Source organism: Streptomyces malachitofuscus (genome assembly GCF_055571035.1).
On the sequence record NZ_JBVIGA010000010.1, the window covers coordinates 213,237 to 228,148 of the forward strand.

Here is a 14,912-nt window from a genome sequence, read left to right on the forward strand (position 1 = left end):
ATCGACCTTGCCGAATGGGTGGCCATGACGGCCGGGAGGGGTGATCATGAGGAGACCAGAGCGCACTTCCCATGAGGAGGCACGGGTGGCCGAGACTCTGAAGAAGGGCAGCCGGGTGACCGGCGCCGCGCGCGACAAGCTCGCGGCAGACCTGAAGAAGAAGTACGACGCCGGTGCGAGCATCCGGGCGTTGGCCGAGGAGACCGGCCGCTCGTATGGCTTTGTGCACCGCATGCTCAGTGAGTCGGGCGTCACGCTCCGAGGGCGTGGCGGGGCGACACGGGGCAAAAAGGCTCCTTCGGCCTGACCCCCGGCGCCACGAGACCCGATGGTGGCCACCCGGTCGGCCGACCGACCGGCCGGGTGGTTACTGTGCAGTCACTTAGATGACCGCACCCATCGGAGGCGCCCCATGGCTTCGTCCGCCCAGGACCTCGGTCCGGTACTCGACAAGGACGGGGTACGGCTCACCGTCGACGACGCGATCGCCACGGTGACGCTGACCAACCCGGCCAAGCGCAATGCGCAGAGCCCCGCTCTGTGGCGGGCGCTGACCGAGGCGGGCCGGCTGCTGCCCGGATCCGTCCGGGTCGTGGTGCTGCGCGGGGAGGGCAAGTCCTTCTCCGCCGGGCTCGACCGGCAGATGTTCACGCCCGAGGGAATCGAGGGCGAGCCGTCGTTCATCGACCTCGCACGCGGTGACGACGCCGAACTGGACGCCACCATCGCCGTCTTCCAGGAGGCGTTCACCTGGTGGCGGCGCAGCGACATCGTGTCCGTCGCCGCCGTGCAGGGACACGCCATCGGGGCCGGATTCCAGCTGGCCCTCGCCTGTGACCTGCGCGTCGTCGCGGACGATGTGCAGTTCGCCATGCGCGAGACCAGCCTCGGTCTCGTCCCCGACCTGACCGGCACGCACCCCTTGGTCGGACTCGTCGGTTACGCCCGCGCGCTGGAGATCTGCGCGACCGGGCGCTTCGTCACGGCCGAGGAGTCGGTGAGCACCGGACTGGCCAACCTCGCCGTGCCCGTCGCCGACCTGGACGCGGCCGTGCAGGACCTCGCCGCGGCGCTCCTGGCGGCTCCCCGTGACGCCGTGATCGAGACGAAGGCCCTGCTGCGCGGCGCCCAGGACCGCACCTTCGAGGAGCAGCGCACCGCCGAACGCGCCGCCCAGGCCCGCCGCCTGCGCGACCTGGCCGGCCTCGGCGAGTAGCGGCACCACGACCGCCGGGACGGGGCCGCATGGCCCCCTCCCCGCGCGACCGTGCGCCGACCGGGTGTCGCCGGCCCGGGCACTTCGGTCGTGTGCGGCGACCAGGACGGCTGCCGTCGTCCATGCGGGCGTGTCTTCGGGTCGGCCGGTGTGTTCCGGCCGGGGTGCTTCGCTGGTGTGCGGTGAGCTGGGCGGCTGCTGGTCGGGCACGCGGGCGTGACTTTGCGTCGGCCGGGGTGTTTCGGTGGTGTGCGGTGAGCTGGGCGGCTGCTGGTCGGCCATGCGGGTGTGTCCTTGAGCCGGCCCGGGCACTTCGGTCGAGCGCGGCGACCAGGACGGCTGCCGGTCGGGCACGCGGGCGTGACTTTGTGTCGGTCGGCGCACCTCAGTCGAGCGCTGTCACCAGAACGGCCGCCGTGGGCCGGTCCGGCAGGGAGGCGGTCACGGCCGCGCGGACGGCCCTGGCCACCTCCAGCGGGCGGTGGTCCACCAGGACCGCGAGATCCACGCGCGCGTGGCGGTGGGGCAGGGCCGCCCCGCCCGGCTGCCCGGACGCGGACAGATGGACCGGGCGGCCCAGCGTGCCCGTCAGCCGGCTCACCCCCGGAACGGCGAGCGCGGCCGCCGCGACACGGCCGGCCTCCGCGTCACCCGGGTCCGGCGGCTCGGGCGCGGGCTCCCGCTCCGCGGCGTCGGACGCCACCGGCGGCTCCGTGTCCAGCAGCTCCGTCACCCGCAGATCCACCTCCGCGACCGCCAGTCCGATCCGTTCCGCCGCCGCCTCGGCCAGCACCGTACGCAGCAGCGACGCCGTCACCGGCAGCGGCTGCCACGCCGTGGCCGCGAACTGGGCGGTCAGCCGCAACGGGCCCGGCGGCAGCGCGCTCGGCGGAGGCGGCACGACCGGCTCACCCGCCTCCTCGGGACCGGCGGGTCCGATCCGCAACCCGTCCAGGCGCACGCCGGGCGCGCCACGCGCCGCCGCGCGCCGCAGCAGCACGGTCGCCGCCCGCTCCGCGATCCACGCGCCGTCGCGCGGCCCGCCCAGGGGCACGATCCTGCCCAGCCCCACCTGCTGCCGTACCGCTTGCGTCCACCGGTCCGCCGTCACTCCTCCAGCCTGCCGCATTCCTGGCGCGATGCCGGGCAACCGTGCTTACGGTTGTCGGAGGAGGACGACCGAAGGGACGTACGGCGATGACCGACATGACCGAGGGAGGCTCGGTACGGGCCCCCGACTCCGAGAAGAACCCCGAAACCACCCCACGCAAGGGCCAGGGGACCCGGCGCGGCGGCGGTGACCCCGCCACGCGCGGCCGTACCACCATTGCCGACGGCGTCGTGGAGAAGATCGCCGGGCTGGCCGCCCGGGACGTGCTCGGCGTCCACGCCATGGGCAGCGGGCTGTCGCGGACGTTCGGAGCCGTGCGCGACCGCGTGCCCGGCGGCTCCAAGTCCGTGACGCGCGGAGTGAAGGCCGAGGTCGGCGAGGTGCAGACCGCACTCGACCTGGAGATCGTCGTCGACTACGGCGTGTCCATCGCCGACGTCGCCAGGGCCGTGCGGGAGAACGTCATCGCGGCGGTCGAGCGGATGACCGGCCTCGAGGTGGTCGAGGTCAACATCGCGGTGAGCGACGTGAAGCTGCCCGACGAGGAGGACGAGGAACCGGAGACCCGCCTCCAGTGAGGCCGGGTGAGCGGAGGAGCGCACCATGAACATGGCCGTGGTCGGCATGATCGCCGGCATGGCGCTGGGCTTCGCCGGATACTTCGGCGGCTTCGGGGCCTTCCTGTTGGTGGCGGCCCTGGGCGCCGTCGGGTTCGTCGTCGGCCGGTTCCTCGAGGGGGACCTGGAACTCGGCGACTTCTTCCGGTCCCGTGACGAACGGCGGCGGTGACGACCGTGAGCACGGGAACCGCCGAACTCGGCGGGAGCCCGGCCGGCGTCGCGGCGGGCGAGCGCGGTGCGACCAGGATCGCCGACCGGGTGGTCGCGAAGATCGCCTCGCAGGCGGCCCGTGAGGCGGTCGGCGCTCTCCCGCCGGGGGCCGCACCGCCGCACGCGAGCGTGGTCGTCCACCACGACGCCGCCCGCGTCCGCGTGCACATCGAACTCGACTACCCCGGCGACATCGGCGGCCGGTGCGCACGGGTACGGCGCCGCGTGGTCGACCGGGTGCGCGAGCTGGCGGACATGGCCGTGCCGGAGGTCGTCGTCCACGTGGAACGGCTGCATCTGACGGCCGCGCCCGGCGCGGAACACGGGAGGACGCCATGAGCGAACCCCACGGCACGGTCCTGGAACAGCACCCGCCGTCCGCCGGCGGCGGAGAGGACGGGGCCGGCGGGCGCGACGACGGGCACCGGCGCTTCTGGTCCGCCCGCCGGGTCCCGGCGGGGCTCCTCGCGCTGGTCCTCCTGGTGATCGCGGGCATGTTCCTGTACGACATCGTCGCCGTGCGCGCCCACCGGGACGGGATGAGCTGGCGCCGTGAGCTGGCCCGGCAACTGGACCAACGGCCCCTGGACGACGTCTGGGTGCTGACCGGCGCCGCGGTCGCCGCCGCGCTCGGACTCTGGCTGCTCCTGCTCGCTCTGACGCCCGGCCTGCGCTCCCTGCTCCCGATGCGCCGCACCCATCGCGACGTCCGCGCGGGACTGCACCGCGCCGCCGCCGAGATGGTGTTGCGGGACCGGGTCATGGAGGTGGCCGGGGTGCAGTCCGTGCAGGTCAGGGTGAAGCGCGCCCGCGCCGACGTCCGCGCGGTGTCGCACTTCCGTGAACTGGACGACGTACGGGCCGACGTGACCTCGGTACTCGACGAAGCCGTCAGAGGGCTGGGCCTGGCCCGGCCGCCCGCGCTGTCGCTGCGGGTGCGGCGACCCGGCCGAAAGGGGCGATAACGGTGCTCGGGAGTGTCAACCGTGTGCTGCTCGCGATCGCGGGGCTGGTGCTGATCGCCCTCGGCGGGTCGGTGCTGGCGATCGGACTCGGGGCGCCCGCGCCCTCCTGGTGGCTGCACCACGGACGGGACGACGTGCTGCTCGACGCCGCCGAGCGGACCCGGTGGCGGGACGAAGGCTGGTGGTGGCCGGTGGTCATCGCCGCGCTCGCCGTGCTGGTCCTGCTCTGCCTGTGGTGGCTGCTGGCGGTGCTGCGCCGACGGCGACTGACCGAGATCCTCGTCGACACGGGCGACGGGGAGGGCGCGGCCCTGCGCGGCCGGGCCCTGGAACACGTCCTCGCCGAGGAGGCGAACCGCCAGGAGGGTGTCGCGCAGGCCCACGTCGTGCTGACCGGCCGCCGCGGCGGTCCGGCGGCCCGGGTGCTCCTCACCCTGGAACCCCACGTGGACCCGGGCACCGCCCTGGACACCCTCACCACCGGCGCCCTCACCCACGCCCGCGACTCCTCGGGTCTCCCGGAACTCCCCACGGAGGCCCGCCTGCACGCGGTGAAACACCACCCGGAACGCGTCACCTGACCCCTGCCCGCACTCCGCGGGCAATCATGCCTCCCTCAGTGCCTCAAGGGCCTGGGAGGTGCCCCCAGCGGCACGGGTGGGCGCGACGGCACCCCGCAGACGCCGGGCTGCGCAAACACCCCCGGCCCGCACCAGCACACGGTGCCCCGTCGTCAGAACCCGTGCCGGTACCCACCGTCCACCGGCAGCATGACCCCCGACAGATAGGAAGCCGCCGGCGACAGCAGGAACGCCGCCGTCCGCCCGAACTCCCCGGGGGTCCCGTACCGCCGCAACGGAATCCGGGACTCGGCCGCCTGCCGGGTGGCCTCCGGATCCGCGGACAGCGCATCCAGCTCCCGCACCCGGTCCGTGTCGATCCGCCCCGGCAGCAGCCCCACCACCCGGATCCCCCGCGGCCCCAGTTCGTCCGCCAGCGACTTCGCGAACCCCGCAAGCCCGGGCCGCAGCCCGTTCGAGATCGTCAGCCCGGGGATCGGCTCGTGCACCGACCCCGACAGCACGAACCCGATGACACCCCCCTCGCCCAGCTCCTCCGCCGCCGCCCGCGCCATTCGCACCGCGCCCAGGAACACCGACTCGAACGCCGACTGCCACTGCTCGTCGGTGGTGTCGGCGACGAACCCGGGCGGCGGCCCGCCCACACTGACGAGGATGCCGTCGAAGCGCCCGAACCGCTCCCGCGCGGTCGCGATCAGCCGCGCCGGCGCCTCCGGGTCGGCGTTGTCGACGGCCACCCCGACCGCGTCCGGCCCCAGCGCGGCCGCCGCCTCCGCGACGGACTTCTCCTCCCGCCCCGTGACGACCACCTTCGCGCCGTCGGCGACGAGCTCCCGCGCGGAGGCGTTGCCCAGGCCGCGGGTCGCCCCGGTGACGACGTACACCCGGTCCTTCAGTCCAAGATCCATGGCCCTATCCTGCCTCCTCGTCCCCGAACAGGGCGAGGGCGGTGTTCACCAGGCCGATGTGGCTGAACGCCTGCGGGAAGTTGCCCAGCAGCCGGTCGCCCACCGGGTCGTACTCCTCCGCCAGCAGCCCCACGTCGTTGGCCAGCCCCAGCAGCCGTTCGAACAGCTCGCGGGCCTCCTTCGTCCGGCCGGTCATGTGCAGGGCGTCCGCCAGCCAGAAGGAGCACACCAGGAAGGTGCCCTCCTGGCCGGGCAGCCCGTCGACGGCCGTGGCGTCCGGGGTGTAGCGGCGTACGAAGCCGTCCTGGCCCAGCTCGGAGCGGACCGCCTCGATGGTGCCGAGCACCCGGGGGTCGTCGGGCGGCAGGAAGCCCACCCGGGGGATCAGCAGCAGCGCCGCGTCGAGTTCACGCGAGCCGTAGGACTGCGTGAAGGTGTTCCGTTCGGGGTCGTACCCCTTGTCGCACACCTCCCGGTGCACCTCGTCCCGCAGTTCCCGCCAGCCGTCCAGGTCACCCTCGAGATCCGGGAACTCCTCCATGGCGCGCACCGCGCGGTCGGCCGCCACCCACACCATCACCTTGGAGTGCACGAAGTGGCGCCGGCCGCTCCGTACCTCCCACAGCCCTTCGTCCGGCTGCCGCCACGCCGTGCGCAGGAAGTCCAGGAGCACCACCTGCAGCGCCCACACGTCCGGCTGTGCCGACAGCCCCGAACGCCGGGCCAGCGTCAGGGAGTCCACGACCTCCCCGTACACGTCGAGCTGGAGCTGGTTCACGGCGTCGTTGCCGACCCGCACCGGCGTGGCGCCGCCGAAGCCGGACAGCCACGGCAGTTCGAACTCCGGCAGCCGTCGCTCACCCGCGAGCCCGTACATGATCTGCAGGTCCGCCGGATCGCCCGCCACCGCGCGGAGCAGCCAGTTGCGCCAGGCCTCCGCCTCGCTCTGGTACCCGGCGGCCAGCAGCGCCTTCAGGGTCAGCGTGGAGTCGCGCAGCCAGCAGAAGCGGTAGTCCCAGTTGCGGACACCGCCCGGCTCCTCCGGCAGGGAGGTGGTGGGCGCGGCGACGATGCCGCCCGTGGGACGGTACGTGAGCGCCTTGAGCGTGATCAGCGAGCGGACCACCGTGTCCCGGTGCGGGCCGTCGTAACGGCAGTGCGCCGCCCAGCTCTGCCAGTCCTTGACGCTGTGCCGCAGCGACGCGTACGGGTCGACCAACGGGGGCCGCGGCTCGTGGGAGGGGTGCCAGGTGAGCACGAACGCGACCCGCTCGCCCTCCTTCACCGTGAACTCCGAGAAGGTGCCCATGTCCTCGCCCCAGGTCGGCACCTCGGGAACGCTGCGCAGCCACGCCGAGTCGGGTCCGGCCACCGCCACCCGGTGCCCGTCGGCCTTGCGCACCCAGGGCACGACCGAGCCGTAGTCGAAACGCAGGCGGAGTGTGCTGCGCACGGTCACCTCACCCCGTACGCCCTGCACGATCCGCACCAGGTCGGGCGCGCGGTGCCGTTGCGGCATCAGGTCGGTGACCAGCACCGTCCCTTGCGGGGTCGTCCACTCGGTGTCCAGGACGAGGGTGTCCTCGCGGTAGGACCGGCGGGTGTACCGGTCCGCGCCGACCGGCGCGATCCGCCAGTGTCCGTTGCTCTCGTCCCCGAGCAGCCGCGCGAAGCAGGCCGCCGAGTCGAAGCGGGGCAGGCAGAGCCAGTCGACCGAGCCGTCCGCGCCCACCAGGGCAGCGGTCTGTTCGTCGCCGATGAGCGCGTAGTCCTCGATACGGTGCACGGGGTGCGGGTTCCCGGCCATCGGGGGCCGCAATCAGGGGAGGAGCCGGGGGAGTGACGGGCCGTCGGCCGCCGCGGCACCGTTGCCGTTGAAGATCACACCGGGGTCGGAGGGCGCCTGGTTGAGCACCCACAGGCCGATCAGCGTGGCCAGCGCGAAGACGACCGCGACGAGCACGGTGAGGACGAGCCGCCGCCGGCGTTCCCGGCGCAGCCACTCGCCGCGCGCCGTGCGGTAGGCGTCGGGGTCGGGCAGCACCCCTCCGGCCAGCGCCTGCAGGGCGTCGCGCAGTTCCCGTTCGGTGCGCTCCGTACCCTGCGGACGGGACGGCTCCTCCCGGTCGTGGTCCGTGCGGTCCGGACTGGTGCCGTGCGACCCAGTCGCATCTCGATGCGTCATCGCCGGGCCTCCATCGCCTGGGTCAGCGCGGCGATGCCGCGCGAGGTGTGCGTCTTGACGGAACCACGGGAGATCCCCATCGCGGCGGCTATCTCGCTCTCCTTCAGCCCCAGCCAGTGCCGCAGCACCAGCGCCTCGCGCTGCCGCGCCGGAAGGTGCTGGAGCGCGTCGATCAGCACCCGCTGGTCGTCGTGGAGCAGCGCGGTGTTCTCGGCGGAGGCCACGGTCTCGTCGGCCGGGGCCGGCGGACGCTCCTCGTGCCGCCGGGCGACCTGCAGGTGGCGTATCCGCATCCGGGTCAGATTGCAGACGGTGGACCGCAGATACGCCTCCGCCGCGGCCACGTCCTTCAGCCGCCGCCACTTGCGGTAGATCTGGTAGTACGCCTCGGCCACCACGTTCTCCGGGTCGTCGGCGCCCAGCAGCACGGCGAGCCGCAGCATCGAGGAGTAGTGCAGCTCGAAGAGGCGGGCGACGCCGGCCTCCCGCTCGAGGTCGGCCGGATCGCCGACGGCGGGCCCCAGCGGTCCGGCCGGGACCGCGGCCGGAGGAGGCGGTGGAGCCGGGGCAGGGGCGGGGGACAGAGTGGTCCGGGACTGCTGTCTGCGTCTCACGTGTTGTTCGCTCCCGTCTCCGGACGTCGCCCGGCCATCAGGCGGGACGGCAGGTCGGTGGCGTCGGCGCCGCGCGGGACGCCGAGCCGGGCGAGGGCCGCGGTGCCGGCGACCGCGACGGTCAGATTGAGCAGCAGGGCGGCGACACCGGCGTAGATCTCCAGGGGTCCGGCGCCGGTGTCGAGCGGCACGATCGAGGAGAACCCCTCCCGCACCACCAGGTACGTCCCGGCCACCATGCCCACGGCCCATCCGGCGAGCAGCGCCCGCGGATGCAGCCAGCGTGTGTACAGCCCGACCGCCACCGCCGGGAAGATCTGCAGGATCCACACCCCGCCGAGCAGCTGCAGGTTGATCGCGTCCTGGTCACGCAGCCCGAACACGAACGCGACGGCCCCGAGCTTCGCGGTCAGCGACACCGCCTTGGCGACCCGCACCTGCCGTTTCGGCGTGGCCGTCGGATGGACGTACTCGACATACACGTTCCGTACGAAGCTGGTCGCCGCGGCGATCGACATCACCGCCGCCGGCACCAGCGCGCCCACGACGATCGCGCCGAAGACCAGTCCGGCCAGCGGGCCCGGCATCAGCCGGTCGACCAGCATCGGCACCGCCGCCTCGGCGCCGCCCTCGGGCGCCCGCACTCCGGCCGCCAGGGCCGCGATGCCGAGGAACCCGAACAGCGCGAGCAGCGCGGTCCAGGCGGGCAGCCCGGCCGACACCTTGCGCAGGGTGCGGCCGCCGTCGGCGGCGAACCCGGCGGTGAGGACATGCGGGTACATCAGCAGGGCCAGCGCGGAGCCGAGCGCGAGCGTGGCGTAGGCGGGCTGCTGCTCCGGCGACAGCAGCAGCGGGGAGTGCGCCGCGTCCGTGCCGCCGAGGGCGCGCGCCGCCCCGTCGAAGACCGCGCCGAAACCGCCGAACCGCCGCAGGACCAGCCAGCAGACGGCGGTCAGCGACACGAACACCGCCACCGCCTTCAGGGCGGAGATCACCGTGGGCGCCCGCAGCCCGTGCCGGTAGGTGGCGACGGCCAGCCCCGCGAACACGGCCACCATCACGAGGTCACCGGTGGCTCCGCTCGGATACAGTCCGCCCGCGGTGAGCACCGCGCGGATGCCGAGCAGCTGGAGCGCCAGGTACGGCATCGTGGCCAGGATGCCGGTCAGCGCCACGACCAGGGCCAGCGGCGGCGATCCGTACCGGCCGCGCACGAAGTCGGCGGCGGTGATGTAGCCGTGCCGCCGCGCCACGTCCCACAGGCGGCTGAGCAGCACGAACGCGAGCGGGCAGACGATCACCGTGTACGGCACCGCGAAGAAGGCGGGCGCGCCGTTGCCGTAGGCCAGGCCCGGCACGGCGGTGAAGGTGTACGCCGTGTAGATCGTCCCGCCGAGCAGCAGCCAGGTCCAGCCGGCGCCGAGACTCCGGTCGGCGAGCGCCCAGCCCTCCAGCGAGGGCAGCCGGTCGCTCGGGCGGAGCCGTCGCGCGGTGACGGCGAGCAGCGACGCCCCGCCGATCACGGCGAGGAACGTCGCGGTCATGGCTGTGTCGGCCATGAATCACCGTCCTTGGTGTGCTGTGCCCTCGGGGGAGAGTTGCGCGGACGGCCCGTCCGGATGACAGAAACCGGCGGGACATCCGTCCGGAACGTGGCGTCAACACATCCGACCGGTGCGCCACTCTCGCACACAACGCCGCGCATCGGGAGGGCGGCGCAGGTCACAGCACGCAACGGTGGTTCCCGGCCACGGATCGTGTCTCCGCCCCGGGACCGGCTACACCGTCGCCGGTTCGGCCTCCTCGGCGTCCGTCGTCCCGTCCGCCGCCCGCTCCCGGGCCTCCCTGCGGACCAGGACGACCCAGCCGGCCGGCACGGCCGCGGCGAACAGCCACCACTGGATGGCGTACGCGTAGTTCAGGGCCGCGTTCTCCTTGCCGGGGTTCCCGAGCGGTTCCGGGGTGCCGTTCCCCGGCTCGGGCGCCGTCAGCGCCACATAACCGCCGAGCACCCTGGCGCCGAGGCGCTCCGCCTCCTGCTCGCTGTTGATCAGCATGATCTGCCGGTCGGGCAGGCCCTCGAGGTTCTTGATGCCGCTCGCCTCGGTCGTCTCGTCGGGCATGAGCCGGCCCTTGATCGTGACCTCGCCGCGCGGCGGCGCGGGAACCTCGGGGAAGGCGGTCTGGCTCGGCCCGTCCGCGGGGATCCAGCCCCGGTTGACGAGCAGCACCCTGCCGTCGTCGAGCACGAAGGGGGTGAGAACGTGGAAGCCGACCTTGTCGTCGGCGTTGGTGCGGCGGCGCACGACGACCTCGTCATCCGTGTCGAAGCGCCCCTTCGCGGTCACGGTGCGGTACCGCTCGGCGCGGGTCACGGCGTCCCCCGGCGCGGCGAGCTGCTCCACGGGCACCGGATCGGCGGCCAGCGCGTCGGTGACCAGCTGGTTCCGGGCGGAACGCTCCCCGTGGCGGTCCATCTGCCAGGTGCCCAGCCAGATCATCGTGGGGATGAGAAGGAGGGCGACCAGTGTGATGATCACCCATTGGCGGGACAGCAGGAAGCGGTACACCCCACGACCGTACAACCCCGGCCGCGGGGTGCATTCAGGCGGGTACGTCCCTTCACACCCGGTCGACGATCCCCGCCTGTCCCTCCGCGCGGGCGCAGTGGGCGCCGCAGTACCAGTGACCGTCCGCCTCGACGCCCTGGCCGATGATCTGCACCCGGCAGTGCTCGCAGATCGGGGCCATGCGGTGGATCGCGCAGGAGAAGCAGTCGAAGACGTGCACCGCGCCCTGCGCGTGCACCTCGAAGGTCATTCCGTAGCTGTTGCCGCAAACTTCGCATGTCGCCATGCGCCACAGCGTGAGCCGTCGGCCCGGCGGGGGGCGAGCGGGCGGCGGGCGAGTCGCCCGCCAATCACCCGTCCGTACGGTCCGCCGGCTCCACGTCCCCGAGCAACTGGCCGAACGCCGCCTCGTCGACGACCGGGGTGCCGTACTGCCGGGCCTTGACCACCTTGGACGTGCCCGAGTCCGGGTCGTTGGTGACGAGCAGGCTCGTGAGCCGGGACAGGCTGGTGGCCACATGCAGGCCCGCCTCGGTCGCGCGGTCCTCCAGCAGGTCCCGCTCGACGGAGGTGTCCCCGGAGAACGCCACCCGCATCCCCTGCTTGAGCCGCCTGCCCGGCTCGTAGCGCCCGGGGTTGGGATGGGGGCACGCGGGCCGTTTGCGGGAGGGGCGCCAACTGGTCGGCCGGTAGCCCCCGGGGCCCGCCTGCTGCCCGATCCGGGGCCGGTCCGTCCACTCGGTCAGCGGCCGGCACTCGTGCAGCGGCAGCCGTACTCCCCCCGCGGCCGCGGCCCGCAGACTGGGCCGGAACGCCTCCGCCAGCACGCGTGCGTCGTCCAGCGCGTGGTGTGCCCGCCGCTGCACGACACCGAAGTGCGCGGCGAGCGACTCCAGCTTGTGGTTGGGCAGCGGAAGCTTCAGCTCCTTGGAGAGGGCGATGGTGCACAGCCGCTGCTTCACCGGCGCCTCGCCGCGCGCGCGGGCGTACTCCCGGGCGATCATCTGCCAGTCGAAGACGGCGTTGTGCGCCACCAGCACCCGGCCCTCCAGCCGGGTCGCGAACTCCGCGGCGATGTCCTGGAAGAGGGGCGCCCCTTCGAGCACGTCGCTCGTCAGACCGTGGATCCACACCGGGCCCGGGTCCCGCTCCGGATTGACCACCGTGTACCAGTGGTCCTCGACCTCGCCGCGCGCGTCCAGCCGGTAGACGGCCGCGGAGATGATGCGGTCGTCCCGGGCCAGCCCCGTGGTCTCCACGTCAACGACCGCGTATCCCTGGGGATACGCGGCCGGCCACGCGGTGGGGGAGGAGGCTGGGGCGGTGAGGTCTTCGAGCATGGTTCATGAGGATACGGGCCGCGACTGACACTCCTGTCCGTCAGGTGCCCTGCGCGGGCCGCCCGTTCGGATTCCGGACATGTCCGGAAGGGGGTCGAGGGCCGGTCACCGGCGCCCCGTCACCAGCGGATCGGCACGGGCAGCGCCGTCAGCAGTCCCGACACCGCGACCACCAGGGCGAGCAGGTACACCTCCGCCCGCGCGGGTGAACTCGCGCTCAGCGGGTCGGCCGCGCGGGCCAGCCGGAGCCGGGCCCATAGCGCGAGCGCGGCGACACCGGCCATCAGGATCACCTTGGCGAGCAGCACACGCCCGTACGCCGTCTCGGTCAGCTGCTCCAGGATCGTCTCCGACGGCATCCGGCGCAGCGAACTGCACACGCCCGTCGCGGTGACGGCGGCGAGCAGCGCGGCCGCGACGCGCGCGTAGCGGCCCAGCAGCGCCGCGCCCGCCTCCGCCTTCTGCCACACCTTCAGCGTGCGCAGTACGTACACCAGCCCGCCCACCCAGAGCGACGCGCAGGTCAGGTGGACCACCGTCAGCCCGGAGCCGATCATCGGGCTGTACTCGGTGGTGGGGTGGGCGCGCAGCGCCTCCGCGACGACGATCGCGGCCAGGGGCCACACCTGTGTGCCGGGGCGTCCGGACGCGGAGCACAGGGCCGCCGCGAGGAAGCCGTTGACCTCCAGCAGGGCGAGTTTGCCGTCCCGGGAGTCGTAGAGGCCGCCGACGTCGATGTCGGCGAGGCTGCCGGGCACCAGGTTGCCGGTGGCCACGACGGAGGCGAGTCCGAGGGCGGCCACGAAACCGGCGGTGTTCGCGGCCGTGGACCAGCCGCGGGGCAGCGTGTCCTGAGCGCCGGGCACGGAGCGGGCCAGCCGTCGCACGAAGAGTTCGCCGACGGGCACGGACAGCGCCGCGAACAGCGCCGTGCGCAGCAGGGCTATGCCGCCGGTGCCGGGCGCGTCGGCCTCCCCGGTGCCGTGCAGCGCCGGGGACGGGCCGAGGAGCGGTATCAGCGCGCCCAGCGCCACCAGTACGAGTACGGCAGTGGCCCGCCCGGTGCCGGGGCGTCTGGCGCCCCTGTGTGCACCGGTCCTCCCGGCCCTGGGTTTCGTCAGAGTCACCCCAGGATCTTCACAAGATCACACACTTCTGGGCAAGTGAGGGGCGAAATGTGAACTCTGCGCTTCCGGTCGTCTTCGCGTGCGTGTCACCGCCAACGTGCCCGGTCCGCGCCCCAACTGCCCGGCGGCCGCGCCCAGTCGCGCGGACCGCCGTCGAACGTCACCGCCGGCAGGGCGTGGCGCAGCCTGCCCAGCGGGCCGTCCGTCTCGGTCAGCCAGGCCTCCGGGGCCACCTCGCCGGCATCCGGTGCGTCCACGGAGCCCGCGCGCTCCGCCGCCTCCAGCAGCCACCCCGCCGTCCGCGCCAGCGCCACCCGTAGGAGCCTGCTCCCGCCCTCCTCCGCCTGCTCGGTGAGCGCCCGCAGCACACCGGCCGCCAGCAGGTAGCCCGTGCCGTGGTCGAGCGCCTGCGCCGGCAGCGCACCCGGTCGCCCCCGGGTCCCTTCGGCCGCGGCGATGCCCGTGGCCGCCTGGACCAGGCTGTCGAAGCCGCGCCGGCCGCCCCAGGGTCCATGCCCGCCCCACGCCGACAGCTCGGCCACCACCACCCCCGGGCGCCGCCCGGCCAGCTCCCGCGCGGTCAGCCCGAAGCGGTCCAGGGCGCCCGGACGGTATCCGGTGACCACCACGTCCGCCGCCGCGAGCAGCTCCTCGAGGGTGTCCCGGTCCGTGCCGAGGTCCAGCAGCGCCGATCGCTTGCCGAAGCCGGTGTCGGCATGCTGGTCGGGGAGTTCGGGCAGGCCGGGGGAGTCCACGCGCAGGACGTCCGCGCCGAGCAGGGCGAGCGTGCGGGTGGCGACCGGTCCCGCGATGACCCGGGTCAGGTCCAGCACCCGCAGCCCGGCGGCGGGCAGCAGCGGATCCCGGTGCACCGGAGTGAACTCCCGCGCGGGGGAGCGGTCCAGGCGCGTGCGCTCGACCAGGGGACGGGTCCGCAGCACCGCGCCCTGGCCGTGCGCCGCCCACTCCTCGGGCGTACGCAGGGCGACGGCGAGGCCTCCCGCCGCGAACACCGACTCCTCCACCTCCCGCGCGGAGCGTTCCGCGAGCGCCGCCGCCACCGCGTCCGGGTCCTCCACCGCGCCGAGCGCGGTCAGCAACCGCGCCCGGTGGTGGGGGTAGTTGGCGTGGGTGCGCACCCATCCGTCGGCCGTGCGCCAGAACCGCGACAGCGGGGCGAAGGTCTCCGGCGCGCGTCCGTCGATCCGCAGATGCCGCTCGCCGGTGAACGCCGTCGCCACCGCCCCGTCGTCCACCCGTACCGCCGGTACCTCCCCGCCCGTGCGCCGGGCCCCGAGCTCGGCGGCGGCCAGGGCGCAAGCGCCCACACAGGCGCGCGCCGCCTCCCGCACCGGCAGCCGGGCCCGCAGCGCACCGGGCCGTTCGACGGCCGACACGCGAGGGAGAAGTGCGGGAGCGCCGCCCAGGGCGGACCAGACGTACGCCATGTCACTCATGACTGTCA

18 protein-coding genes are annotated in these 14,912 nt (G+C 73.9%); 7 read left to right on the plus strand and 11 right to left on the minus strand.

Annotation, left to right across the window (positions count from 1 at the left end):
• The first annotated feature begins 85 nt into the window (after positions 1 to 85).
• Positions 86 to 307, plus strand: a complete 222-nt coding sequence (locus ACZ44S_RS17075; protein WP_029385158.1) for a helix-turn-helix domain-containing protein — start codon at positions 86 to 88, stop codon at positions 305 to 307.
• 105 nt (positions 308 to 412) lie between these two features.
• Positions 413 to 1,216, plus strand: coding sequence for an enoyl-CoA hydratase/isomerase family protein (locus ACZ44S_RS17080; RefSeq protein WP_466929610.1), 804 nt, complete (start codon positions 413 to 415; stop codon positions 1,214 to 1,216).
• Between the two features lie 385 nt (positions 1,217 to 1,601).
• On the opposite strand, the gene ACZ44S_RS17085 is transcribed toward ACZ44S_RS17080, so the two are convergent.
• Positions 1,602 to 2,327 carry a nucleopolyhedrovirus P10 family protein gene (locus ACZ44S_RS17085; RefSeq protein WP_466929612.1) on the minus strand — a complete coding sequence of 242 codons (726 nt, stop codon included), beginning with the start codon at positions 2,325 to 2,327 and terminating at the stop codon, positions 1,602 to 1,604.
• A gap of 86 nt (positions 2,328 to 2,413) precedes the next feature.
• Here ACZ44S_RS17085 and ACZ44S_RS17090 point away from each other — a divergent pair, with 86 nt between their 5' ends.
• Genes ACZ44S_RS17090 through amaP form a run of 5 tightly spaced genes read left to right on the plus strand, consistent with a single transcriptional unit; the run spans position 2,414 to position 4,703 of the window.
• Positions 2,414 to 2,905 carry an Asp23/Gls24 family envelope stress response protein gene (locus ACZ44S_RS17090; RefSeq protein ID WP_466929614.1) on the plus strand — a complete coding sequence of 164 codons (492 nt, stop codon included), beginning with the start codon at positions 2,414 to 2,416 and terminating at the stop codon, positions 2,903 to 2,905.
• 25 nt (positions 2,906 to 2,930) lie between these two features.
• On the plus strand, positions 2,931 to 3,116 hold the full coding sequence (locus tag ACZ44S_RS17095; protein ID WP_073937463.1) for a hypothetical protein: 186 nt from the start codon (positions 2,931 to 2,933) through the stop codon (positions 3,114 to 3,116).
• Positions 3,113 to 3,496: an Asp23/Gls24 family envelope stress response protein gene (locus ACZ44S_RS17100; RefSeq protein ID WP_466929616.1), complete on the plus strand. Its 384-nt coding sequence runs from the start codon at positions 3,113 to 3,115 to the stop codon at positions 3,494 to 3,496. Before ACZ44S_RS17095 ends, ACZ44S_RS17100 begins: the two co-directional genes overlap by 4 nt.
• Entirely contained in the window at positions 3,493 to 4,122 is a 630-nt protein-coding gene (locus tag ACZ44S_RS17105; RefSeq protein WP_466929618.1) for a DUF6286 domain-containing protein, read from the plus strand. The genes ACZ44S_RS17100 and ACZ44S_RS17105 overlap by 4 nt, the downstream gene beginning before the upstream one ends.
• Positions 4,119 to 4,703: an alkaline shock response membrane anchor protein AmaP gene (gene amaP, locus ACZ44S_RS17110; RefSeq protein WP_466929725.1), complete on the plus strand. Its 585-nt coding sequence runs from the start codon at positions 4,119 to 4,121 to the stop codon at positions 4,701 to 4,703. The genes ACZ44S_RS17105 and amaP overlap by 4 nt, the downstream gene beginning before the upstream one ends.
• A gap of 152 nt (positions 4,704 to 4,855) precedes the next feature.
• Here the strand turns inward: amaP and ACZ44S_RS17115 are convergent, their stop codons facing one another.
• The 10 genes from ACZ44S_RS17115 to ACZ44S_RS17160 form a co-directional block, all read right to left on the minus strand.
• Entirely contained in the window at positions 4,856 to 5,611 is a 756-nt protein-coding gene (locus ACZ44S_RS17115; RefSeq protein ID WP_466929621.1) for an SDR family oxidoreductase, read from the minus strand.
• A 4-nt stretch (positions 5,612 to 5,615) separates the two neighbouring features.
• On the minus strand, positions 5,616 to 7,418 hold the full coding sequence (locus tag ACZ44S_RS17120) for a glycoside hydrolase family 15 protein (protein ID WP_466929623.1): 1,803 nt from the start codon (positions 7,416 to 7,418) through the stop codon (positions 5,616 to 5,618).
• A 12-nt stretch (positions 7,419 to 7,430) separates the two neighbouring features.
• Positions 7,431 to 7,796, minus strand: a complete 366-nt coding sequence (locus tag ACZ44S_RS17125; protein ID WP_466929626.1) for a hypothetical protein — start codon at positions 7,794 to 7,796, stop codon at positions 7,431 to 7,433.
• Positions 7,793 to 8,410 (minus strand): RNA polymerase sigma factor, encoded by a 618-nt coding sequence (locus tag ACZ44S_RS17130; RefSeq protein WP_466929628.1) that lies wholly within the window; start codon positions 8,408 to 8,410, stop codon positions 7,793 to 7,795. Before ACZ44S_RS17130 ends, ACZ44S_RS17125 begins: the two co-directional genes overlap by 4 nt.
• Positions 8,407 to 9,969, minus strand: a complete 1,563-nt coding sequence (locus ACZ44S_RS17135) for a sodium:solute symporter family protein (protein WP_466929631.1) — start codon at positions 9,967 to 9,969, stop codon at positions 8,407 to 8,409. Before ACZ44S_RS17135 ends, ACZ44S_RS17130 begins: the two co-directional genes overlap by 4 nt.
• Before the next feature lie 219 nt (positions 9,970 to 10,188).
• Entirely contained in the window at positions 10,189 to 10,980 is a 792-nt protein-coding gene (locus ACZ44S_RS17140) for an SURF1 family cytochrome oxidase biogenesis protein (RefSeq protein ID WP_466929633.1), read from the minus strand.
• A gap of 52 nt (positions 10,981 to 11,032) precedes the next feature.
• The gene (locus ACZ44S_RS17145) at positions 11,033 to 11,266 is read right to left on the minus strand and encodes a hypothetical protein (protein WP_125507584.1); all 234 of its coding nucleotides are present in this window, start codon (positions 11,264 to 11,266) and stop codon (positions 11,033 to 11,035) included.
• Positions 11,267 to 11,330: 64 nt separating this feature from the next.
• Positions 11,331 to 12,320: a DEDDh family exonuclease gene (locus tag ACZ44S_RS17150; RefSeq protein ID WP_466929636.1), complete on the minus strand. Its 990-nt coding sequence runs from the start codon at positions 12,318 to 12,320 to the stop codon at positions 11,331 to 11,333.
• A gap of 119 nt (positions 12,321 to 12,439) precedes the next feature.
• On the minus strand, positions 12,440 to 13,447 hold the full coding sequence (locus ACZ44S_RS17155; protein ID WP_466929638.1) for a CopD family protein: 1,008 nt from the start codon (positions 13,445 to 13,447) through the stop codon (positions 12,440 to 12,442).
• Positions 13,448 to 13,533: 86 nt separating this feature from the next.
• Positions 13,534 to 14,904, minus strand: a complete 1,371-nt coding sequence (locus ACZ44S_RS17160) for a CoA transferase (RefSeq protein WP_466929639.1) — start codon at positions 14,902 to 14,904, stop codon at positions 13,534 to 13,536.
• Positions 14,905 to 14,912: the final 8 nt, after the last annotated feature.